We start from the raw sequence: 21,830 nt of genomic DNA, 5'->3' as shown, positions 1-21,830 counted from the left end.
GCCAGCCTGTGGGAGCGAGGCTGGCCCGCGAAGAGGCCAGTGCATCCGATACATTTTCCGAGCCTGGAACATAGCCTTCGCGGGCCAGCCTCGCTCCCACAGTGGCCCACCTAACAAATTTCGACGACTGGAGCGCAATAGATAATCACTACCAATTGCCAGCATCGATGTGCTCTGACACAATCGCGAATAATTCTCGTTAAATGATGTTACACACTCGGGGCTATTCGTGTCGTCAGTGCAAAGTTCTCAACGCGAGCTGGTAGGGACGCTGTATCGCGACCACCGTGGCTGGTTGCTGACCTGGCTGCGACGCAATGTAGCGTGCCCGCAGCGTGCCGAAGACTTGAGCCAGGACACCTTCGTGCGCCTGTTGGGCCGTGAAGCGTTCAATGACCCGCGCGAGCCCCGCGCCTTCCTCGTCGCCATCGCCAAGGGCCTGTTGTTCGACTATTTCCGTCGCGCCGCCCTAGAGCAGGCGTATCTGAACGAATTAATGCTGATTCCCGAAGGCGAACAACCGGGCCTGGAAGAGCAGCACCTGATTCTCGAAGACCTCAAGGAAATCGATCGCCTGTTGGGCAAGCTGTCGAGCAAGTCCCGTGCGGCTTTCCTTTATAACCGCCTCGATGGCCTGAGCCACGGCGAGATCGCCGAGCGCCTGGGGGTTTCCGTGCCCCGCGTGCGCCAGTACCTGGCCCAGGGCATGCGCCAGTGTTACATCGCCCTGTACGGCGAACCGACATGACCAGCTTCAATGCCCACCCCGTTTCCGCCAAAGTTCTGGATGCCGCCATCGCCTGGCAGTTGTGCCTGGACGGCGACAACGGCAGCGCGACCGAGCGTGAAGAATTCAATCAGTGGCTCGGCGCCAGTGAAGAACACAGCCGCGCATGGCGGCAACTGGGTCTGCTCGATCAACGCTTTGCCATTGGCACAGGTCCCGCGAGGCGGGCCTTGCAGCACAGTGACGAAAGTGCCCGGCGCAAAGTGCGTACGCTGCGCAGCAGTTTCTTCGGCATGCTGCTGGTCGGTGGCCTGGGTCTACTGTTGAGCAATACCCGTTATCTGCCAGTGGATTACTGGCTTGCCGATCAGCGAACGGCCACCGGCGAGCAGCGCAGCGTGCGCCTGGCCGATGACACCCTGGTGCGACTCAACACGCACAGCGCTATCGATGTACGTTTCGACGGCAAGGAGCGGCGAATCATTCTGCAGGATGGCGAAATCCTCGTCGAAACCGGCAGCCATAACGATCCACGCCCGTTTATCGTCGAAACCCGCGATGGCCGCATGCATGCACTGGGTACGCGCTTTCTGGTCAAGCGTGAAGACGACGACACCCTGCTCAGCGTGCTGCAATCGGCGGTCGCGGCCCATCCCCAGGCCAGTGAGCAGGAACAGATCGTTCGCGAAGGCCAGCAACTGCGCCTGAGCCGCGACAGCCTCAGCCCGCTGACCGCCCTCAATCCCGGCGCCGATGCCTGGACCCGAGGCATGCTGGTGGTGGACAACGCACGCCTGGGCGACCTGATCACCGAGCTGGGCCGCTATCGCATCGGGCATCTGGGCGTGGCACCGGAAGTGGCCGACCTGCGCATTACCGGCAGTTTCCCACTGAACAACTCCGACCTGGCCCTCAAGGCCCTGACCCCGACCCTGCCCGTGCAGATCGAACAGCACACACCGTGGTGGGTAACGGTGGTGGCACAGACGCCAAAACCTGGAACCTGACCCGTTGGAGCGAGGCTTGCCCGCGAAGGGGGTGTTCCTGACGACACATTTATTTCGGATGTACTGGTCAATACTCACAATGTGGGAGCCGCCTTGGTGGCGATCGAGTGCAAAGCGCTCGCAAAAGCGGCAGTGACTGATCTGCCGCTATCGCCAGCAAGCCGGCTCCCACAAGTTTTATTCCGTATCGGCAATCTAAATCAAAATTATTTTCGATCAGCCCTATCACTTTCCCATTCTCGTTCGGCACACAGGCATTGAGTACCGTTTCCCTCCAGGAGCCTCCTATGTCCCGCGCGCTTGAAACCCTGTTGCGACCCAGCCTGTTGGCTGTTGCCATTGCCCTGACCACTCCCCTCGCCAGCCTGTCGATCCAGGCCGCCGAGCAGGCTTCCAGCGTGCGGGCCTACAACTTGCCGGGCGGTTCGCTGTCCACGACCCTGAACCAGATCGCCAGCCAGGCCGGTATCGCCCTGGCCGTTGATCCGTCTCTGGTCGCCGGGCGCACCTCGGCGCCGGTACAGGGTCAGTTCGACGCCACCGGCGCCCTGCGCCAGGCCTTGCGTGGCAGTGGCCTGCAATTGGTGCAGAGCAGCGCAGGCAGCTTCAGCCTGATGGCCGCGCCGGAAGGCACCGTGGCCCTACCGGAAACCACCATTCAGGGTCAATCGGCCGGTGCTGAGAGCGCCTGGGGCCCGGTGGAAGGTTATGTCGCCAGCCGTACCGCCGCCGGCACCAAGACCGACACAGCCCTGGCCGAAGCGCCACGCTCGATCTCCGTCGCCACTCGCGAGCAGATGAAAGACCGCGCCGTACAGAACCTCGACGACGCCTTACGCTACATGCCGGGCGTCACCGCCAGCAGCTACGGCAGCGACAGCCGCGCCGAGTGGCTGAAAGTCCGTGGCTTCGAGCCGACCCAGTTCCTCGACGGCCTGGCGCTGCCCAAAGGCGCCTACGTGATGCCGAAGCTGGAAACCTGGGACCTGGAACGCGTCGCCCTGCTCCGCGGCCCGGCCTCTTCGGTCTATGGCCAGACGCCGGCAGGCGGCATGCTGGACATGGTCAGCCGTCGTCCTGAAGCCACCGCCAGCCACGAAATCCAGGCTCAGGTCGGCAGCTATCAGCGCAAGCAGATCAGCTTCGACAGCACCGGCCCGATCGATGATGAAGGTCGTTTCGAATACCGCGTCAGCGGCGTGGTGCGTGACAGCGGTACCAGCGTCGAGCACATCGACGACAAGCGCTACAACCTGGCCCCCAGCCTGACCTGGAACATCGACCCGGACACCAAGCTGACCTTCCTCAGCCAGTTCAACCGCGACGATACCGGTATCACCAGCCAGTTCCTGCCGCTGGAAGGCACGAAGCTGTCGACGCCAGCCGGCAAAGTGAAATATCACGAAAACCTGGGCGATCCGAAGTGGGAGTTCTACGACAAGACCTATTACGCACTGGGTTATGCCTTTGAACACCGCTTCAACGATGTCTGGCAGTTCAAGCAGAACCTGCGCTACACCAAGAGCGATCTGTCGTTCCAGGGCATCACTGCCGGTGGTTACTACGGCTCGGTCAGCGCTGACGGCACCGTGGCCCGCGGCGCCAACGTCGTGAACGAAGACATCAGCCAGTTCGCCGTGGACAACAATTTCCAGGCCGATTTCAATACCGGCATCATCCGCCACACGGTATTGCTGGGCCTGGATTACCAGCGCATCAACCACAACTACAAGTGGGAATACGGCAACGCGCCGACCAGCAACATCATCAACCCGATCTACGGCCAGGACTTCAGCAAGGTTTCGTACACCGCGTACCAGAACTACAACCAGAAGACCGACGATACCGGCCTCTATGTCCAGGACCAGATGGCTCTGGAAAACTGGCGCCTGACCCTGGGCGGCCGTCAGGATCTGCTGAAAACCGATTCAACCTTCTACAACATGAGCGACGCTCACGATAAGCGCACCGACAGCCACTTCAGCGGCAACGCGGCGCTGAGCTATGTGTTCGATTCCGGTTTCACTCCGTACATTTCCTACGCCGAGTCGTTCGAGGCTGAACAGGGCGGCAGCGACGGCAAGGCTTATCAGCCAGGCACCGGCAAGCAATATGAACTGGGTCTGAAGTACCAGCCACCGGGCAGCGACATCCTGTTCACTGCAGCGGTCTACGACCTGACCCGCGAAAACATCGTGCTCTCCGACACGTTCGGCAACACTCGCCCGTTGGGTGAAGCCAAGGTTCGCGGCCTGGAGCTGGAAGCGGTTGGCAACGTCACCGAAAACCTCAAGCTGACGGCGTCCTACACCAACGCCAACACCAAGATGACCAAGGTCGGCAACCCGCTGGACAAGAACCGTCCGCTGCCGCTGACCCCGGAAAACCAGGCGTCGGTCTGGGCTGACTACACCTTCCACAATGGTCCATTGGCAGGTTTCGGCATGGGTCTGGGCGTGCGTTATATCGGTGAGACCGATAACATCGCCATCGGCAGTCTGGGTTATGTCCGTGACAAATCCGACGGTCATACCAACGACTACACCCTGTGGGACGGTGCCGTGCACTACGACCTGAGCTACCTGAACCCGTCCCTCAAGGGCGTCAGCGTGGCGGTCAATGCCAACAACCTGTTCGACAAGGAATATCTATCCACCTGTGACGGCTTCTACTGCTACTACGGCGACCGCCGCAACGTAATGGCCAGCGTCGACTACAAGTGGTAAGAAACACCGAGTCAATCCGAGGGCCGCTGCGTGATCAGCGGCCTTTGGCTTTCTGGAAAATGCTATGAAAAGCCAGACTATCCGGCGCTGGTCCGCGATCCACACCTGGACCAGCCTGATCTGCACCCTGTTTCTGCTCATGCTGGCACTGACCGGCCTGCCGTTGATCTTTCATCATCAGATCGACCACCTGCTGGGTAACGCGCCGCAGTTCAAGGCGATGCCCGCCGACGCTCCACGCCTGAACCTGGACCAACTGATCAAGGCTGCCGAGGCGCACCGGCCCGGTGAAGCCATGCAGTATTTCGCCTGGGAAGAAGACGAACCCAATGGCGTGATGGCCATCATGGCCGCCACACCGGGCACCGAGCCCAACTCGTCCCACACCTTCATGCTCGATGCCCGTACCGGTGAGGCTCTGGAAATGCCTTCGGCCAATGGTGGCTTCATGATGGTCATGCTGCGCCTGCATGTGGACATGTACGCCGGGCTGCCGGGCAAACTGCTGCTGGCCTTCATGGGCCTGATGTTCGTCCTCGCGATTGTCTCGGGGATCGTGCTCTACGCGCCCTTCATGCGTCGCCTGCCGTTCGCCACCGTGCGCCCGGAGAAATCCACGCGCATCCGCTGGCTCGACCTGCATAACCTGATTGGCGCCGTCACCCTGAGCTGGGCGCTGGTGGTGGGCCTGACCGGGGTAATCAACGCTTGCGCCGACCTGCTGATCACCTCCTGGCGCAACGACAGCCTGGCGGCAATGATCGCGCCCTATCGCGACGCCCCGCCCCTGACCCAACGGGCGCAGGCTGCGGATCTGTTGAAGCTCGCAGAAACAGCAGCACCGGGCATGCAGGCCGACTTCATCGCCTTCCCCGGCACCCTGCTGTCCAGCGAGCATCACTACGCAGTGTTCATGAAAGGCGCCAGCCAGCTCACCTCACACCTGCTTACGCCGGTGTTGATCGACGCCAGTAACCTCAAGCTCACGGCCGTGGTCGAGCGCCCCTGGTACATGGACGCGCTGGGCCTGTCGCAACCCTTGCACTTCGGTGACTACGGCGGCCTGCCGATGCAGATACTCTGGGCGGCGCTGGATGTGCTGACCATCCTTGTGCTCGGCAGCGGCCTGTACCTGTGGTGGGTGCGGCGGCGGGTGAAGGCATGAAGAACTCGACCTTCTGGAAAGTCTTCGCCGCGCCCACAGCCATTGCCGTGCTGACCCTGGCCGGGCTGTTCGCCGCCCTGCTCGGTGATGGCGCCTGGGATGCGCTGTCATGGCTGGCCATGGGCATCTCCACGGCGGTGAGCCTGAAGGGTTTGTTGACGCGCAAAAAGCTGTCGTAACTGGAGATTGCAGACGAGCGGTGCCCTGACTAGTCTATGGGCCTGTTCGACTCCAGGAGGCTCCATGATCAATACCGACATGACGTTGCACTTCAACGCGGCTTCGCCCTTTGCCCGCAAGGTATTGGTCCTGCTCCACGAGACCGGACAACTGGACAAGGTGATCCTGTTGCCGACCCCGGTTACACCAGTCAACCCCGTCGAAGACCTCAATCAGGACAACCCCGCCGGCAAGATCCCGGCCCTACGCCTGGCCGACGGCAATGTCATCCATGACAGCCGGGTGATCCTCGACTACCTCGATCACCATCACAACGGCACCCCACTGATCCCGCGTTCGGGTTCGGCGCGCTGGCGGCGCCTGACCCTGGCCTCCTTGGCCGATGCCGTACTCGATGCTGCCGTGCTGATCCGTTATGAGACCTTTCTGCGCCCCGCAGACAAGCACTGGGAACTATGGCTGGACAATCAGCACGAAAAAATCCAGCGCACCCTGGCCTACTTCGACACCGATGCCATCACCGAACTCGGCACCCACTTCGACATCGCCGCCATCGGCGTGGCCTGCGCGCTGGGCTACCTGGACTTGCGCCAGCCCGACCTCGGCTGGCGCAGCAGCTACCCGCGCCTGGCCAACTGGTACGCCGACGTCAGCCAGCGCCCGTCGATGTGGGCGACACAGCCTCCGGTTTGATCTACCGACGAAAGCTGAGTTGTGGGAGCTGATACTGTGGGAGCGGATTCATCCGCGAAGGCGTTATGTCAGACGACAGAAATGTGTTTGATGCAATGGCCTCTTCGCGAATGAATTCGCTCCCACGCAACTCGCTTACACATTCGCCTGCACCGAATCCACCCGCACAGAACACTGGAAACAACTGGGCAATCTGCGCAATCAACCGCGCAGCCATATCCTGATCCTCCCGCGTCCCCAGCCACCTACTCATGGACGGTCTCCTCGATCTTGAACTCCACAGGCTTGGCCGGTTTAGCCAGGGCCACGCCGTACCAGTCGAGCTTGCGGGTGACGATCATGAACACACCGAGCAGGCCGAACAGCAGCAACGAGCCCATCAGCAGCGCATAGTCTTCAGCACCCAACAGGCCATAGAGCAGGGCATACAGCGCCGCCAGCCCCGCCGTAAAGCCCAGTCCATGCTGCACGCTGCGCAGCACATGGCAGACATAGAAGCCGATCAGCAACACACAGGCGGTCGCCGACAGCAGGTAGGCCAGGGCAAAACCAATGTGCTCGGACATCGACAGCAGCAACAGGTAGAAGAACGCCAGCGAAACCCCGACCAAGGCATATTGGATCGGGTGCACGGCCATGTTTTTCAGCACTTCGAAGAGGAAGAAGCCGGCGAAGGTCAGGCCAATGAACAGCAGGGCATATTTGATCGCCCGGTCGCTTTTCAGGTACTGGTCAACCGGCTCGATAAAACTCACGCCGAAACTGCGATTGCTCAACTCCGCGCAGGGGGCGGCTTCATGACAGCGCGTCAGGGCCTCTTCCAGGTTGGTGGAAAAGAACGAGGTCTGCCAACTGGCGCTGAAGCCCGTGTCAGATATCTCCCGGCGGGTTGGCAGATAACTGCCGATAAAGCTCGGGTGCGGCCAATCCGCGTTCAGCACCACTTCGCTGGTTTTCCCCACAGGGGTAACCTTGAATTGCCCGGTGCCTTGCAGCAGGAGGTTGAACGCGAAATTCAAATGCCTGGCGCGCTTGCCATCCATAAACGGCAGATTGGCGCTGACACCTTCGCCCAGCCACTCCAGGCGCGAGCCCGGGACAAAATCCACCTCCTGGTCGTCGAGGTTCAACTTCAAGCTTTTCTCGATGCCACGAATATCGCTGATCCCCACCGACAGGTACGGCTGATCGAACTGGTAGCTGTCGAAGTCTTCGGTGATGCCCAAGTACTGCGGCAGCTCGAAATGCCCCTCGATGGTGTTGTCGGTGTGGAACAGCCGGGCCTCGTAGATACCCCGCGAACGCCGCTCGGTATTGACCTTGCCATTGAGCTTGAATTTGTCCGGCAGGAAGTACAAAAAACCGCGTTCCTGAGCCACTTCCTGGTAGCGCTCATTGGTTTGTGCGTTGGTCTTCCAGATCTGCACGGTCTTGCGAAAAGGCACCACCAACAGCGGCCCGCTCAGTTGCTGGCTGTAGCTGGAACTGCGGGCTATATCCTCCAGCACGCCGTCACGCCGGGCCTGGCGATCACCGATCATGCCGTCGATCATCATCAACGGCACCAGCAACAGAATGATCAGGAGCGCGATCATTCCCAGTTTTATAGTCAGACTGCGATTCATGGGACTCTCCCTGTTTTTGATAGGCAGAGTCTGCGAAAGCTGTGTGGGGGGTTTATGGGGGGAATGTGGGGATTGTGTGGGAATTGCCCGCGCGGACCCGTAGCCCTCGCTCCAACGGACGGAGAGTCACGGAATCAGCAGGGTGACCAAAACGCCTTGCTCAACATTACTGATACTCAACTGCCCCCCATGCAGCTGCACGACTTCCTCGACAAAATTCAGCCCCAGCCCCGTGCTTTTACGCCCGGTCGCCGGGCGCGGCAGGGAGTAGAAGCGTTCGCTCAGGCGCGGCAGGGCATAGTCGGGGATGGCTTCGGCGGTGTTGAACAGGGTAAAGCGGACTTGCCCGCCGCTGCGTTCTGCGCCGAAACGCAGAGTGCCGCCCGGCGGGGTAAAGTCCAGGGCGTTCTCCAGCAGGTTGGCGATGGCCTGACGCAGCAGGAAGCGCTCGCCGGTGATCGTCAGGTCGTTGTCGATCAGTAACTCCACTTGCAGATTCAGCCGCTCGATCCGTGCGCTGCGGGTGCTGAGCAGATCATCCACCAACGCTGCCAGAAGCACCGCCACCTGCTCTTCCAGACCCTGGCGTTGTTCGACCATTGCCAGGTTCAGCAGACGCTCGATCAATTGCTGCACACGGGCACTTTCGCTGCTGATATTGCTGACGAAGCGCTGGCGCTGCTCGGCGGGCATATCGTCCTGCAACAGCTCGGCGGCGCCGCGAATGGCCGCCAGAGGGCTTTTCAGTTCGTGGGTCAGGGTATGCACATAGCGCTCGACGTAAGCCTTGCCTTCCAGCTGCGTGCGCATGTGCTCCACCGCCGCCGACAACTGCTCAAGCTCCCCGCCACGATAGTGCGGCAGCTCGGCGCGCCGGCCCTCGCTGACCGCCTGGGCATAGCCGGTCAGGCGACGCAATGCCTTGCCCAGCCACCACGACAGCAGTGCGCCAAACAGCAAACCGAGAATCACCAGACCTGCGCCGTACAACAACAGACGGTGTTCGGCACGGTCGACGTAGGGCTGCAATGAGCTGTTGGGCTTGGCCACGGTCACGACACCGATGATCTTGCCGTCATCGCGGATCGGCGCCCCCACATGCATCACCGAGGACTCCGGATTATCCGGATCGCTGCGGGTCGAGCGGGCGCCGTATTCGCCGCGCAGAGTCAGGTAGACGTCGTTCCAGCGCGAGTAATCCTGCCCCACCGCCAGGCCGCTGGAGTCGAGCAGCACAATGCCCTTGGCATCGGTGACGTAGATTCGGTTATTCACCTGATTCTTCTGCAGACCCCAGATCTTCGCCGCTGGCTGGCGCAGACCGTAAGCCTTGAGCGCGTCCGGCAGGCGGCTCTGGCTCAGGGTGCCGCCCTTGACGTCGTCGTGGATGATTTCTGCCAGCAGGTTGGCGGTATCGACCAGGGTTTCTTCCGTCGACTGGCGCACGCCGGGGCGTACTTCCTTCATCACTGTACTGAGCACGAAATAGCCGGTCAGGGCTATGAACACGGCATAGACGAGGAAGATCCGGATGCTCAGGGGCATCAGCTGTGGCTCGGGCTGTAGCTGTAGCCGAGGCCGCGATGGGTCTGGATCGGCTCGGCGTCAGGAGCGATCAGGCGCAGCTTGGCACGCAGGCTCTTGATGTGGCTGTCGATGCTGCGCTCGTATCCGGCATCGGCGGCAGTGCCCAGCGCATCGAGCAATTGTTCGCGGCTGAACACTCGCTCGGGCTGTTCCAGCAGGCTTTGCATCAGGCGAAATTCATGGCGGGTCAGGCTCAGCAATTGGCCGCGATAAGTGATCTGCACCCGCTCCCGATCGATGCCAAACAGCTCGCTGGCAGACGCAGCTTCGGTGCGTGGCAGCAGGCGTTTGAGAATTGCCCGCACCCGCGCCGTCACTTCGCGCGGGCTGAACGGCTTGACCACATAATCATCGGCGCCGATTTCCAGGCCCACGACCCGGTCGATCTCTTCACTGCGGGCGCTGAGAAACATCACCGGCACTTCGCTGAAGCGGCGCAGTTGCTTGCAGGTTTCGAAACCGGTGATGTCCGGCAGGCCGACATCGAGAATGATCAGGTCAGCAGGCATTGCGCGCTGATGCTCCACGGCGGCCAGGCCCAGGGTCAGCCAGGTCGTGGTGAAACCGTCGCTTTGCAGCGCGTAGATCAGGGTGTCGGCAATCGCGGCTTCGTCTTCGACAATCAGGATATGCGGCATGGCATCCAGGCCCGGCAATGGAAGGCCGCAAGGTGCCGGATGTCGGGCCCGGGCGTCAATCAGCAATCCGGTTTGTCGGCGGTAAAGCGCCGTGCCGGGTTGACCGCGGCATTGAACTCGCGCAACGCCTTGACCCCGATCAGCAGCGGATAGTTGAAGTGGCTGCGGTCGACCAGATTGACCTCGACGGTGTGCTTCTGGTTGCCCAGGCACAGTTCCAGCTCCACCACCGGGCGCTTGGTCGGGTCGATGACTTCGTCTTCCTCTTCGCCGTCGGAGCGGCCCTTGATCTTGCTGATCCGCGCTACCTTGTGCTCGAAGACCTTGTTATCGGCGTCCTTGGTGGCCAGGCGGAAACGCACCCAGTCCTCACCATCACGCTGGAACAGCTGGATGTCCTTGGCCGACAGCGAAGCGGTCAGCGCGCCGGTGTCCATCTTGGCCTGGAAGGTCGCATCGACTTCCGGCACACCAATGTATTCGAAGCGGCCATACAAGGTCGGCTCGGCGGCCATGACCGGCAAGGCCAACAGCGCCGACAGCGCCAGAATCGATTTCATGCAGAGGTTCCTAAATGGCAGTACGGGCGGGATTTTAGACTGCGCGCGGGGCAATCGTTCGTCTGTTCTATACATAAAGAGTCACAAACTTACACATTCATTCACGACCGCCGGGTTTGGCGTTGGCGGCGCGGATCTTTATCATTGCGGGCCTTTTGCCTTGTATTGAGTGTTCTATGCGTCACCTGCTGACCGGTTGTTTCGTTGCGCTGCTGCTGTTGCTCAATACCCTGACCCTGATTGGCCCGCTGCTGGTATTCGCGCTGCTCAAGTTGTTGTTCAAGGGACGCATGCGTGATCGAATTTCCTGGGCAGTGATGTGGATTGCCGAGACCTGGGCTGAAATCAACAAACTGATCTTCAAGGCGTTCCTGCCGACCCGCTGGGATATCCGCGGCGCAGACGGCCTGCGTCGGGACACCTCGTATCTGGTGGTCAGCAACCATCAGTCCTGGGTCGATATCCCGGCGTTGATTCAGGTCCTGAACCGGCGCACGCCGTTCTTCAAATTCTTCCTCAAGAAAGAACTGATCTGGGTGCCGTTCCTGGGCCTGGCCTGGTGGGGGCTGGACTACCCGTTCATGAAGCGCTACAGCAAGGCGTTTCTGGAGCGGCACCCAGAGCTCAAGGGCCAGGACCTGGAAATTACCAAGGCCGCCTGCGAGCTGTTCAAGCGCCAGCCGGTGACCGTGGTCAACTACCTGGAAGGCACCCGCTTTACCCAGGCCAAGCACGATCAACAACAATCGCCCTATGTACATCTGCTCAAGCCCAAGGCCGGGGGCGTGGCGTTTGTCCTGGCGGCCATGGGCGCGCAGCTCGATGCCCTGCTCGATGTCACCGTGGTCTATCCGGGAGCACGCAAGCCGGGGTTCTGGGACCTGCTCTGCGGGCGCGTACCGCGGGTGATCATCGATATCCGCACCCATACCCTCGACCCGGCGCTCTGGGCGGGAGACTACGAAAGCAATCCGCAACTGCGCAGCAAGGTCCAGGCCTGGGTCAATCAGCTGTGGCAGGAAAAGGATGCGCGGATTACCGCCTTGGTCAATGAAACGCCTGGCCGTTGATCGGCTGGCTGCATCTGTTTGTTTGTCTCTTGCGTATGGATAAAGGCGATCACAGCGCATGACTCGTGGGAGCCGCCTTGGTGGCGATCGAGTGCGAAGCGCTCGCAATGACGTCAGCGACTGAACCACCGCCATCGCCAGCCAGCCGGCTCCCACAGAGTTTCCTTTCAACTCGAGCAATTGAGCTGTGTTTGACCAGCGCGGGCAAATATCTGCCCGCCCATGCAACGGGCCTCGACAATGTCTGGTACATCCGCGTGCCTTGATCTATCTTCTGCCTTCCTGCGGCGCTCCCCGAGCGCACGGGCCCGACACAGGAGAGTCGTCATTTCAGCAGTCGATATCGATCAGCTCCGACAGTTGCTTGCCCAATGCTCGCTGGGCAACCGTCGCGCCTTTGAAACCCTCTATCGTCAGTCCAGCCAACGCCTGTTTGCCGTAGCCCTGCGCTGCATGGGCCGGCGCGAATTGGCCGAAGAGGTGTTGCAGGAAGCCTTTGTGCGTATCTGGCACAACGCTGCGCGTTACGACGCCGCGTTGTCGGCGCCCATGACCTGGATGATCAATATCACTCGCAACCTGGCAATCGATCAGCTGCGCAAACATCGCGAACTGCCGCTGACCGATGAACAGGCCATGGCGCTGTTCGATGACAGCCCTTCGGCCCATGATCAACTCGACAGCCAACGCCAGGCCAGCGCCCTGCAAGGCTGCCTGGAGATCCTTGAGGACAAGCAGCGCGAGTCCATTGTCATCGCCTACTTCCACGGCCTTTCCCACGCCGATCTGGCCGAGCGCCTGGCGGCGCCGCTGGGTTCGGTAAAGTCGTGGATTCGTCGGGGCCTGGAACGCCTGCGCAGGTGCCTTGAGTCATGAACTATTCACAACCCGAACTGCGCCGCGCCCTCGCCGCCGACTACGTCATCGGCCTGATGCCCGGCACCGCCCGCCGCCGCTTCGAGCGCCTGCTGCAGGACGACCAGAGCCTGCGCGGGGAAGTTGCGCAATGGCAGGAAACCCTGGCCACCCTGACCACGCCCCTGAGCGATCAACCGGTACCCGAGCGGGTATGGCAGGCCATCGTCGCGCGGATTGAACCGCAACACTTGCACGTTCCGGAAAAACGCCCGTTCTGGAACTGGCTGCGCATCGGCGCCCTGGCTTGTTCGCTGCTGTTGGCCACCGTACTGGGCGTGCTCTACAACCGCGACAACGCCACCTTGCGTGCGACCCTGGTCGCGGACAACCAGCAACCGGCGTTGCGTATCCGTGCCTACGACAGCTATCTGAAGGTCGAGCCGCTGAACCTCGCGGGCGTACAGGCCGACCGCAGTCTGGAACTCTGGGTGATCCCGGCCGATGGCAAGCCGGTGTCCCTCGGCGTGCTGCCGCGTGACGGCGACGGTCAGCTGCAGTTAAGCGACACCCAACGCAAACTGGTCAGCGCCCCGACCACCCTGGCCATTACTCTGGAACCGCAAGGTGGCTCGCCAACCGGCGGCCCGACCGGACCGGTCCTGTATCAAGGCAAACTGGCAGCGCTGTAAGGCGCTGCGCCGCTCCATTGAACAAGGAAGTGCGACATGGTTGTGCAAATCGGCGGCGGCGCTGCAGCGGTGATCTTCCTCGGCATCGTGATCGTGCTGGGGCTCAACGAATGCTCCAAGGGGCCGCTGGAGCCGGAATTCCCCGCCAACACCTCGGATGAGCAAAAAGACTGGCTGAGAGTGCAGCACCGCATCCAGCGTTCGGATGCATCATTGGTCGATGTCAGCCGTGACCAGCAGGGGCTGACGATCCAGTACCGCCCGGCCGCCGATCAAGAGCCCCCTTACGTGTGGAGCCACGAGATGCTGCGCATTGTCGCCGGCGGTCTGGCGGCCCTGAACAATGCCCCAGGCGGCAAGCAATACCGATTGGTGACAGTAAAGGCGCAGGTCCAGACGGCGCCCGATCACTATGTCGATGGCGCCACGCTGGTGTACGACATGAGCGGCTTCGACGCGATCAAAATCAAACAGCGCGGCTACGAAGACTTCGTCGACGCCCCGCAAAGCCTTACCCTGACAGCACCGGGGCGCAAGGTCGCTACAGAGGATTGTCGTGGCATGGAAGCGGGGTACTATCCCGGATTTTGCGAACGGGTGTCGGACGCCAAATAACGCGCGACCTCCTGACTCGAAACGCTATTTGTAGGCGCTGCCGAAGACTGCAAAAGCGGTGTAGCAGACAGGCCCATTCGCAGCCTTCGGCAGCTCCTGCGGGATCCTGTTTGGCGCATGAGATCCCGATTATCAGGATCACTGGCCAACCGCCTACCTAGCATTTCTGCTAGCTAGGCAAAACCGCAAGCCGGGTCGACACTAAGCATTCAGGAGGTCATTTCCATGAATGCCACTTACGCCCAGCTCTGCCGCTACCACTACGACCCACTGGACCGCCTCGCAACCTGTTCACCCGCCGAACAGCTGGGTATTCAGCGCTTCTACCAGAAGAACCGCCTGACCACGGAAATCCAGGGACAGATACAGCGGGCGTTTTTTCAGACAGAAGATCAGTTGTTGGCGCAGCATCAGGGGCCTAACACCTGCACCCTGCTTGCCAGCGATCAACAGCGCTCGGTACTCGAAGGATTAGATGCCCAACGACAATCTGCGTCCTACACCCCGTACGGTGTTCGTCATCCGCAGGCCAATCCGCTTGAGTTATTGGGTTACACCGGGGAACGGGCGGATCCGGTGACCGGACATTATTTGTTGGGTAATGGGTATAGAGCCTATAACCCTGTATTGATGCGATTCAATAGCCCGGACAGTTTGAGTCCGTTTGGGAAGGGTGGGTTGAATGCTTATGCGTATTGTGGGGGGGATCCGGTTAATCAAGTAGATCCTACCGGACATACACCTATGCTTGTTAAAGTATTCCTTCGAGCGCTGAAAATCATGAAGAAGCCCGATCGTGTAGCGACTCCATTATCAAAGAGCACAAAAATCCCTGGCAACGTCCCCACTCGACTCATTCAAAGAGAAAAATTCAACCTCCCCCAATCGCCCAACATCAACAACATGTCCAGACAGGTACAACCCAACTTTAGCGAAATTCAAAAAACAGCATTCAAAGCTGAAATCAACAACAATAAACGAATACTAACCGAGCTTAATCAAACTATATACAGAGACAACAAAGCCTGGGGTGCAATCACTATGAACAGAGACGCAAACCCAGTAATTCACGACATGATTCTTGACCATCTAACCTTTAAAGACAACTTACTTGACAAAACAACCCAACTAACCATGAAACTGGGAAATCTCCCAGATTACAACTTCGCATCTGGTCTCCCTCGTTACACGGATGCTTTGGAAAACATACGAAGATCATAATATTTACTCCCACGGAAATGGGCGACAAAGTCGCCCATTACTTCGACAAAAAACTTATGCCGCACTAAACATCTTATGCGGATCAATCACAAACTTCTTCGGCACGCCCGCATCGAACTCGCCGTAACCACGCGGTGCGTCGTCAAGGCTGATGACCTGGACGCCGACCACATCGGCAATATTGATGCGGTCCCACATGATGGCTTGCATCAGTTGGCGGTTGTACTTCATGACCGGAGTCTGGCCGGTATGGAAGCTGTGGGACTTCGCCCAGCCGAGGCCGAAACGGATGCTCAGGCTGCCCATTTTCGCGGCGGCATCCACAGCACCCGGATCTTCGGTGACGTACAGGCCGGGAATACCGATCTTGCCTGCCACGCGCACTACGCCCATCAGGGAGTTGAGTACGGTAGCCGGGGCTTCATGCTGCACACCCGAGTGACCATGGCCACGGGCTTCGAAGCCAACGGCGTCGACGGCGCAGTCCACTTCCGGCTCGCCCAGCAGTGCGGCGATCTGTTCGTGCAGCGGGGTGTCCAGGGACAGGTCGGCGATTTCGAAGCCCTGTGCCTTGGCGTGCACCAGACGAGTGGGGTTGACGTCGCCAACGATCACGACCGCAGCACCGAGCAGACGGGCCGAAGCCGCAGCGGCCAGGCCTACAGGACCGGCACCGGCGATATACACCGAGCTGCCTGGGCCAACGCCCGCTGTTACAGCACCGTGGTAGCCAGTTGGCAGAATGTCGGACAGGCAGGTCAGGTCACGGATCTTTTCCATGGCCTTGTCGCGATCAGGCAGTTTCAGCAGGTTGAAGTCGGCATACGGCACCAGCACGTATTCGGCCTGACCACCGGTCCAGTCGCCCATGTCGACGTAACCGTAGGCACCACCGGGACGCGCCGGGTTGACGCTCAGGCAAACGCCGGTGTGTTGCTCTTTGCAGGAGCGGCACAGGCCGCAGGCAACGTTGAAAGGAACGGATACCAGATCGCCGATTTTCAGGTTTTCGACGCCGCTGCCCATTTCGATCACTTCACCGGTGATCTCATGGCCCAGCACCAGGCCGACCTGGGCAGTCGTACGGCCGCGGACCATGTGTTGGTCGGAGCCGCAGATATTGGTGGATACCACGCGCAGGATGACACCGTGCTCGATCTTCCGGCCGCGCGGGTCCTGCATTTTTGGGTAGTCGATCTTCTGTACTTCGACCTTGCCGCCGCCGAGATACACCACACCACGATTACCAGACATGCATGTCACCTCTCTACTTGTTATTGGTTGGGTGAGTCGTCAATGAGCTTCAAGCTGCAAGCTTCGAGCTACAAGAAAAAGCAGCCGAATCCTGAAGTTGAAGCCTGTCGCCAGTTATCTTGCTTTCCTCTTGTAGCTTGTAGCTTGTAGCTTGTAGATTTCGACTACAGGACAACCGTCCTGTTGGCATTCAGGAACACCCGCCGTTCAATGTGATAACCCACCGCCCGGGCCAGGGTCAGGCCTTCGATATCCCGGCCTTTGGCAATCAGGTCTTCGGGATAGTGGCTGTGGTCTACCACTTCTACGCCCTGGGCGATGATCGGGCCTTCGTCCAGGTCGTTGTTGATGTAGTGCGCGGTGGCGCCGACCAGTTTCACGCCCTTGTTGTAAGCCTGATGGTAAGGCTTGGCGCCCTTGAAGCCGGGCAGCAACGAGTGGTGGATATTGATCGCCTTGCCATCGAGCTTGCGGCACAGGTCCGGCGACAGCACTTGCATGTAGCGGGCAAGAATCACCAGTTCGGCACCGGACTCCTCGATCACCTGCCAGACCTTGGCTTCCTGGCCGGGCTTGTCGTTGGGGTCGAGGGGAAAATGGTAGTACGGAATTTCGTGCCAGCGGGCCAGGGGCTCGAGATCCGGATGGTTGGACACCACCGCGACCACGTCCATGGACAGCTGATTGATACGTTGGCGATAGAGCAGATCGTTGAGGCAGTGATCGGCCTTGGAGACCATGATCACCACTTTTGGCCGATAGTTCGGCGCCGTGAGCTCGAAGATCATGCCAAAGGCCTGGCCGCGCTCGGACAGCCCGGCGCGGAAGGCCTGCTCGTCGAAACCCTCGGGCTGACGGAATTCGACGCGAATGAAAAAGCGACTCGACAGGCGGTCATCGAACGAGTGGTGCTCGGTGACATAGCAACCCTGTTCGAACAGATAACGGGTCACCGCATCCACCGTACCCAGCACACTGGGGCAATCGGCAGTCAGAATCCATGTGTCGGGGGCGCGGCTCATCGGTTATCTCCGGATCTTGTTCATCTGTACTGACGCCTTCGCGAATAAATTCGCTCCCACGGTTATCGCGTCACGTTTGGGAGCGAGTTCATCCGCGAAGAATTTGAACAATGGCTCAGGCCTGAATGCCCAGACCGTATTCGGCCGCAGCATCCTGCAACCACAACCACCAGTAATCGGAGAAGCTGCGGCGGATCAGCAGTTCCCAGGTTTCTTCGCCGGTACGACGAATCACCAGTTGCGACTTGGCGAACACGGTGCCGACGGCCTTGCCGACCGGGAAGTTGTCCGGGTGCACGTCGTAGCTGGTGGATTTCATCAGTACTTCGCGGACCTTGGGACCGGTCAGTTCCAGCAGGGACTGGCCGCCGCTGACGTTGACGATAGCGATGTGCAGGCCAGCCAGGGCTTCGCGCAGTTTCTGCTCTGCGTCAAATTCCTCGCCTGTCGGCACGATCAGCAACCACTCATCCGGGCCAAGCCATTGCAGGGAGCTGTCGCCGCTGCTGACCAGAGTCAGTGCGGATGGCAGTTCCATGCCTAGGGCTTTGTGTACACCGGCGGCGAAGGCCGGGTCATGGGCGTCGCCACGAATGGTCAGATGGCCGAGCAGTTTTTTCTCGCGCAGGATCACGCCAGGGTTGGTGCGGCCTTTGCCGATCAGGCTGCCGAGGTCGGCATGGAACAGCGGCGACTCAGCCTTTTCGCCGGTCGAAGGCCGCTGCTGGTAAACGTTGGCTGTGGTCATAAAGCACCTGTGTTGAATTCTGTTATTCGGTAAATGCGGCGGATGCCTTCGCGGATGAATCCGCTCCCACATGAGATGCAGCACCTGTGGGAGCGGATTTATCCGCGAATAGGTCATTCGATATTCTGCCGCTCACCCTTCGGATCGAAGAACACCGACGAGACGATCTCGGCCTCGATGAAGCTGCCATCGGCCAGAGGTGCCCAGACCTTCTCGCCCATGCGCTTGAGACCACCCTTGACCACGCCCATGGCGAACGAGTAACCCAGCGAGTTGACCGCGTAGCTCGACGTCACGTGACCGACCATGGTCATCGGGATCGACTGCTTGGTGTCGAACACCAGCTGGGCGCCTTCCGGCAGCCACTTGTTAGGGTCAACAGGCTTGAGGCCGACCAGTTGCTTGCGTTGATCACGCACGCAGTCTTCGCGATTCATGCCGCGCCAGCCGAGCCACGAGAACGGTTTGGTGCGACCGACACACCAGCCCATGTTCAGGTCGTCCGGGGTCATCGAGCCGTCTGTGTCCTGGCCTACGATGATGAAGCCTTTCTCGGCACGCAGAACGTGCATGGTCTCGGTGCCGTACGGGGTCAGGTTGTACTTCTTGCCGGCCTCGACGATTTTTTCCAGGACGCCCATGGCGTAGTCGGCCTGAACGTTGACTTCGTACGACAGTTCACCGGTGAACGAGATACGGAACACACGGGCCGGAACACCGCCGACCTTGCCTTCTTTCCAGGTCATGAACGGGAAGGCTTCGTTGCTCAGGTCGATGTCGGTGACTTCACTGAGCAGTTTGCGGCTGTTGGGGCCGGACAGCGTCATGGTCGCGTAGTGGTCGGTGACGGAGGTGAAGTACACCTTCAGGTCCGGCCATTCGGTCTGCTGATAGATTTCCAGCCATTGCAGGACGCGTGCAGCGCCGCCCGTGGTGGTGGTCATGATGAAGTGGTTGTCGGCGACGCAGGCGGTGACGCCGTCGTCGAAGACCATGCCGTCTTCTTTACACATCAGGCCGTAGCGCGCCTTGCCCACATCGAGCTTGGTCCAGGCGTTGGTGTAGATACGGTTGAGGAACTCACGTGCATCCGGGCCCTGGATATCGATCTTGCCCAGGGTCGAAGCGTCGAGCAGACCGACGCTGGCGCGCACGGCCTTGCACTCGCGGCCGACGGCGGCATGGATGTCTTCACCGGCTTTGGGGAAGTACCACGGACGTTTCCACTGGCCGACGTCTTCGAATTCTGCACCGTTCTTGATGTGCCAGGCATGCAGCGCGGTGAAGCGCACAGGCTCGAAGATGTGACCGCAGTGACGACCGGCTACTGCACCGAAAGTCACCGGCGTGTAGTTCGGGCGGAACATGGTGGTGCCCATTTCCGGGATGGTCACGTTCAGCGAACGAGCGGCGATGGCCAGGCCGTTGACGTTACCCAGTTTGCCCTGGTCGGTACCGAAGCCCAGTGCGGTGTAGCGTTTGACGTGTTCGACCGATTCGAAGCCTTCGCGGGTCGCCAGTTCGATGGCGGCAGCGGTAACGTCGTTCTGCAGGTCGACGAATTGCTTCGGCGCACGGGCAGTGGCTTTGTCGTGGGGGACCTGGAACAGCGCCAGCGTCGGCTCTTCAGCACGGCTCAGGGCTTTTGGCAGGACGCCTTCGACGGCTTTGAAACCGGCTTCGCTGGCTGCACGGACGCCGCCTTCGAAACCGTCGGCCAGGGAGTCACCCAGGGCGTAGACGCCATTGATGCCACCGACGCACACACGTTTCTGCGGTGCTTCGCCCGGTACGAACCCGAGGATTTCTTCACGCCAGACTGGCTTGCCGCCCAGGTGGGAAGCCAGGTGGACGATCGGGCTGTAGCCGCCGGAGCTGGCGATCAGGTCGCAATCGAGCCATTCGCCAGGGCTGGTGACTTTGTGGCTGCGCACATCGATCGCAGCGACGCGGGCAGCGCTGACGCGCTTGCTGCCACGGGCTTCGATCACGGCACTGCCGGTCAGGATACGCACGCCTTTGGCGCGAGCTTCTTCAACCAGGGCACCGCGCGGGTTATGGCGGGCATCGGCGACGGCTATCACTTGCAGGCCGGCATCGAGCCAGTCCAGGGCAACGCGATAGGCGTAGTCGTTGTTGGTCGACAGCACCAGTTTCTTGCCCGGTGCCACGCCGTAACGACGCACATAAGTAGAAACGGCACCGGCCAGCATGTTGCCCGGCACGTCGTTGTTGCCGTAGACCAGCGGACGCTCGTGAGTACCGGTCGCCAGTACGACACGCTTGGCACGCACGCGGTGCATGCGCTGACGGACCTGGCCGATGGGCGCGCGATCACCGAGGTGGTCGGTCAGCCGCTCATGGATGGTCAGGAAGTTATGGTCGTGATAACCGTTGACGGTAGCCCGTGGCAGCAGGATGACGTTGGCCAGGCCCTGCAACTCGGCGACGACGGCAGCGACCCATTCAGCAGCCGGTTTGCCATCGAGGCTTTCGCGGCTGTCGAGCAGGCTGCCGCCGAACTCTTCCTGTTCATCGGCAACGATGACGCGAGCGCCACTGCGACCGGCGGCCAGGGCTGCGGCCAGGCCCGAAGGACCGGCGCCGACCACCAATACGTCGCAATGATGGTTCATCGCATCGTAGGTGTCAGGATCGTTTTCGGTCGGCGAGCGACCCAGACCGGCGGCCTTGCGGATGTACTTCTCGTAAGTCATCCAGAAGGATTGCGGATACATGAAGGTCTTGTAGTAGAAGCCCGGTGGCATCATCTTGCCGCCGACTTTACCGAGGATCCCCATGACGTCGTTGTTCACGCTTGGCCAGCCATTGGTGCTGGTAGCGACCAGGCCCGAGTACAGCGCCTGTTGCGTGGCACGTACGTTGGGGATCTGGGTGGCTTCGGTCGCGCCGATCTGCAGAACGGCGTTCGGCTCTTCGGAACCTGCTGCAAAGATCCCGCGAGGACGCGAGTATTTGAAGCTGCGGCCAATGATGTCGACGCCGTTGGCCAGCAGGGCTGCGGCCAGTGTGTCGCCTTCAAAGCCCTGGTAGGTCTGACCGTTGAAGCTGAAGTTCAGCACCTTGGTCCGGTCGATGCGGCCGCCGTTGGGCAGACGATTGCTCTGGCTCATGCCTTGTCTCCCTTGTTAGTGGCTGCCGTATTGGTGAACTGGGGCTTGCTGCCAATCGGATAGGTTTCGAGAATTTCGTAGGTCACGGTGTCCCGGGTCGCGTTGAAGTACTGACGGCAACCGGCGGCGTGAATCCACAATTCGTGGTGCAGGCCACGGGGGTTGTCACGGAAGAACATATAGTCGCCCCACTGTTCGTCGGTGCAGGCATTCGGGTCCAGAGGACGTGGAATGTGAGCCTGGCCGGATGCGTGGAATTCCTCTTCGGAGCGCAGTTCGCCACAGTGAGGACAGAAGATGTGCAGCATGGG

The 21,830-nt window shown here is 60.5% G+C and carries 20 protein-coding genes; 11 read left to right on the top strand and 9 right to left on the bottom strand.

The genetic code is table 11. The features are described 5' to 3' along the window. Window positions 1-229 precede the first annotated feature (229 nt). The 6 genes from M2401_RS26860 (at window position 230) to M2401_RS26835 (ending at window position 6,498) form a co-directional block, all read left to right on the top strand. Window positions 230-748, top strand: coding sequence for an RNA polymerase sigma factor (locus M2401_RS26860; protein ID WP_259108117.1), 519 nt, complete (start codon window positions 230-232; stop codon window positions 746-748). Further along, window positions 745-1,734, top strand: a complete 990-nt coding sequence (locus M2401_RS26855; RefSeq protein WP_259108115.1) for a FecR domain-containing protein — start codon at window positions 745-747, stop codon at window positions 1,732-1,734. The genes M2401_RS26860 and M2401_RS26855 overlap by 4 nt, the downstream gene beginning before the upstream one ends. Before the next feature lie 287 nt (window positions 1,735-2,021). After that, a complete protein-coding gene (locus M2401_RS26850; RefSeq protein ID WP_259108112.1) occupies window positions 2,022-4,460 on the top strand; it encodes a TonB-dependent siderophore receptor in 2,439 nt (812 codons plus the stop codon). A 64-nt stretch (window positions 4,461-4,524) separates the two neighbouring features. Next, complete coding sequence (locus tag M2401_RS26845; protein WP_259108110.1) at window positions 4,525-5,625, top strand: PepSY domain-containing protein; 1,101 nt, start codon at window positions 4,525-4,527, stop codon at window positions 5,623-5,625. Then, complete coding sequence (locus M2401_RS26840) at window positions 5,622-5,804, top strand: hypothetical protein (protein WP_259108108.1); 183 nt, start codon at window positions 5,622-5,624, stop codon at window positions 5,802-5,804. The genes M2401_RS26845 and M2401_RS26840 overlap by 4 nt, the downstream gene beginning before the upstream one ends. A 79-nt stretch (window positions 5,805-5,883) precedes the next feature. Further along, a complete protein-coding gene (locus M2401_RS26835) occupies window positions 5,884-6,498 on the top strand; it encodes a glutathione S-transferase family protein (protein ID WP_259108502.1) in 615 nt (204 codons plus the stop codon). A gap of 245 nt (window positions 6,499-6,743) precedes the next feature. Here M2401_RS26835 and creD read toward each other — a convergent pair whose 3' ends face one another. The 4 genes from creD to M2401_RS26815 all read right to left on the bottom strand — a co-directional run bounded on the left by creD (window position 6,744) and on the right by M2401_RS26815 (window position 10,908). Further along, window positions 6,744-8,123: a cell envelope integrity protein CreD gene (creD, locus tag M2401_RS26830; RefSeq protein WP_259108105.1), complete on the bottom strand. Its 1,380-nt coding sequence runs from the start codon at window positions 8,121-8,123 to the stop codon at window positions 6,744-6,746. A 126-nt stretch (window positions 8,124-8,249) separates the two neighbouring features. Continuing rightward, window positions 8,250-9,668, bottom strand: a complete 1,419-nt coding sequence (creC, locus tag M2401_RS26825) for a two-component system sensor histidine kinase CreC (protein ID WP_259108103.1) — start codon at window positions 9,666-9,668, stop codon at window positions 8,250-8,252. Next, window positions 9,668-10,348, bottom strand: coding sequence for a two-component system response regulator CreB (gene creB / locus M2401_RS26820; protein WP_259108100.1), 681 nt, complete (start codon window positions 10,346-10,348; stop codon window positions 9,668-9,670). The genes creC and creB overlap by 1 nt, the downstream gene beginning before the upstream one ends. Before the next feature lie 59 nt (window positions 10,349-10,407). After that, window positions 10,408-10,908, bottom strand: a complete 501-nt coding sequence (locus M2401_RS26815; protein WP_259108098.1) for an ATP-dependent zinc protease — start codon at window positions 10,906-10,908, stop codon at window positions 10,408-10,410. 176 nt (window positions 10,909-11,084) lie between these two features. On the opposite strand from M2401_RS26815, the gene M2401_RS26810 reads away from it, so the two are divergent. From M2401_RS26810 to M2401_RS26790, 5 genes are all read left to right on the top strand, one after another. Further along, entirely contained in the window at window positions 11,085-11,978 is an 894-nt protein-coding gene (locus M2401_RS26810; RefSeq protein ID WP_259108096.1) for an acyltransferase, read from the top strand. A gap of 240 nt (window positions 11,979-12,218) precedes the next feature. Beyond that, on the top strand, window positions 12,219-12,854 hold the full coding sequence (locus M2401_RS26805) for a sigma-70 family RNA polymerase sigma factor (RefSeq protein WP_259108093.1): 636 nt from the start codon (window positions 12,219-12,221) through the stop codon (window positions 12,852-12,854). Further along, window positions 12,851-13,525, top strand: a complete 675-nt coding sequence (locus M2401_RS26800) for an anti-sigma factor domain-containing protein (protein ID WP_259108090.1) — start codon at window positions 12,851-12,853, stop codon at window positions 13,523-13,525. The genes M2401_RS26805 and M2401_RS26800 overlap by 4 nt, the downstream gene beginning before the upstream one ends. Before the next feature lie 36 nt (window positions 13,526-13,561). Beyond that, window positions 13,562-14,140 (top strand): hypothetical protein, encoded by a 579-nt coding sequence (locus tag M2401_RS26795; RefSeq protein ID WP_259108088.1) that lies wholly within the window; start codon window positions 13,562-13,564, stop codon window positions 14,138-14,140. A gap of 225 nt (window positions 14,141-14,365) precedes the next feature. After that, window positions 14,366-15,361, top strand: coding sequence for an RHS repeat-associated core domain-containing protein (locus M2401_RS26790; RefSeq protein WP_259108087.1), 996 nt, complete (start codon window positions 14,366-14,368; stop codon window positions 15,359-15,361). Between the two features lie 54 nt (window positions 15,362-15,415). On the opposite strand, the gene fdhA is transcribed toward M2401_RS26790, so the two are convergent. The 5 genes from fdhA to M2401_RS26765 all read right to left on the bottom strand — a co-directional run bounded on the left by fdhA (window position 15,416) and on the right by M2401_RS26765 (window position 21,827). Next, window positions 15,416-16,615, bottom strand: coding sequence for a formaldehyde dehydrogenase, glutathione-independent (fdhA, locus tag M2401_RS26785; protein ID WP_259108085.1), 1,200 nt, complete (start codon window positions 16,613-16,615; stop codon window positions 15,416-15,418). 164 nt (window positions 16,616-16,779) lie between these two features. Then, complete coding sequence (gene purU / locus M2401_RS26780; protein ID WP_259108083.1) at window positions 16,780-17,637, bottom strand: formyltetrahydrofolate deformylase; 858 nt, start codon at window positions 17,635-17,637, stop codon at window positions 16,780-16,782. A gap of 115 nt (window positions 17,638-17,752) precedes the next feature. Beyond that, window positions 17,753-18,385, bottom strand: coding sequence for a sarcosine oxidase subunit gamma (locus M2401_RS26775; RefSeq protein WP_259108082.1), 633 nt, complete (start codon window positions 18,383-18,385; stop codon window positions 17,753-17,755). 113 nt (window positions 18,386-18,498) lie between these two features. Further along, window positions 18,499-21,519 (bottom strand): sarcosine oxidase subunit alpha, encoded by a 3,021-nt coding sequence (locus M2401_RS26770; protein WP_259108080.1) that lies wholly within the window; start codon window positions 21,517-21,519, stop codon window positions 18,499-18,501. After that, a complete protein-coding gene (locus M2401_RS26765; RefSeq protein ID WP_259108078.1) occupies window positions 21,516-21,827 on the bottom strand; it encodes a sarcosine oxidase subunit delta in 312 nt (103 codons plus the stop codon). Before M2401_RS26765 ends, M2401_RS26770 begins: the two co-directional genes overlap by 4 nt. Between the last annotated feature and the right edge of the window lie 3 nt (window positions 21,828-21,830).

Origin of the sequence: Pseudomonas sp. JUb42 (assembly GCF_024807945.1) — a bacterium.
GTDB lineage: Bacteria > Pseudomonadota > Gammaproteobacteria > Pseudomonadales > Pseudomonadaceae > Aquipseudomonas.
Note: the sequence above shows the minus strand (reverse complement) of the source record. Positions and strands in the feature narration are given on the sequence as shown.

What these genes read in the sequence shown, in the direction of transcription:
- M2401_RS26845 (WP_259108110.1), top strand. Translation starts at nt 4,525, where the DNA reads ATGAAAAGCCAGACTATCCGGCGCTGGTCCGCGATCCACACCTGGACC.
- fdhA (WP_259108085.1), bottom strand. Translation starts at nt 16,615, where the DNA reads ATGTCTGGTAATCGTGGTGTGGTGTATCTCGGCGGCGGCAAGGTCGAA.
- M2401_RS26765 (WP_259108078.1), bottom strand. Translation starts at nt 21,827, where the DNA reads ATGCTGCACATCTTCTGTCCTCACTGTGGCGAACTGCGCTCCGAAGAG.
- M2401_RS26840 (WP_259108108.1), top strand. Translation starts at nt 5,622, where the DNA reads ATGAAGAACTCGACCTTCTGGAAAGTCTTCGCCGCGCCCACAGCCATT.
- M2401_RS26790 (WP_259108087.1), top strand. Translation starts at nt 14,366, where the DNA reads ATGAATGCCACTTACGCCCAGCTCTGCCGCTACCACTACGACCCACTG.
- M2401_RS26800 (WP_259108090.1), top strand. Translation starts at nt 12,851, where the DNA reads ATGAACTATTCACAACCCGAACTGCGCCGCGCCCTCGCCGCCGACTAC.
- M2401_RS26775 (WP_259108082.1), bottom strand. Translation starts at nt 18,385, where the DNA reads ATGACCACAGCCAACGTTTACCAGCAGCGGCCTTCGACCGGCGAAAAG.
- M2401_RS26770 (WP_259108080.1), bottom strand. Translation starts at nt 21,519, where the DNA reads ATGAGCCAGAGCAATCGTCTGCCCAACGGCGGCCGCATCGACCGGACC.
- M2401_RS26810 (WP_259108096.1), top strand. Translation starts at nt 11,085, where the DNA reads ATGCGTCACCTGCTGACCGGTTGTTTCGTTGCGCTGCTGCTGTTGCTC.
- creC (WP_259108103.1), bottom strand. Translation starts at nt 9,668, where the DNA reads ATGCCCCTGAGCATCCGGATCTTCCTCGTCTATGCCGTGTTCATAGCC.
- M2401_RS26805 (WP_259108093.1), top strand. Translation starts at nt 12,219, where the DNA reads ATGTCTGGTACATCCGCGTGCCTTGATCTATCTTCTGCCTTCCTGCGG.
- M2401_RS26795 (WP_259108088.1), top strand. Translation starts at nt 13,562, where the DNA reads ATGGTTGTGCAAATCGGCGGCGGCGCTGCAGCGGTGATCTTCCTCGGC.
- M2401_RS26835 (WP_259108502.1), top strand. Translation starts at nt 5,884, where the DNA reads ATGACGTTGCACTTCAACGCGGCTTCGCCCTTTGCCCGCAAGGTATTG.
- purU (WP_259108083.1), bottom strand. Translation starts at nt 17,637, where the DNA reads ATGAGCCGCGCCCCCGACACATGGATTCTGACTGCCGATTGCCCCAGT.
- M2401_RS26850 (WP_259108112.1), top strand. Translation starts at nt 2,022, where the DNA reads ATGTCCCGCGCGCTTGAAACCCTGTTGCGACCCAGCCTGTTGGCTGTT.
- creD (WP_259108105.1), bottom strand. Translation starts at nt 8,123, where the DNA reads ATGAATCGCAGTCTGACTATAAAACTGGGAATGATCGCGCTCCTGATC.
- M2401_RS26855 (WP_259108115.1), top strand. Translation starts at nt 745, where the DNA reads ATGACCAGCTTCAATGCCCACCCCGTTTCCGCCAAAGTTCTGGATGCC.
- creB (WP_259108100.1), bottom strand. Translation starts at nt 10,348, where the DNA reads ATGCCGCATATCCTGATTGTCGAAGACGAAGCCGCGATTGCCGACACC.
- M2401_RS26815 (WP_259108098.1), bottom strand. Translation starts at nt 10,908, where the DNA reads ATGAAATCGATTCTGGCGCTGTCGGCGCTGTTGGCCTTGCCGGTCATG.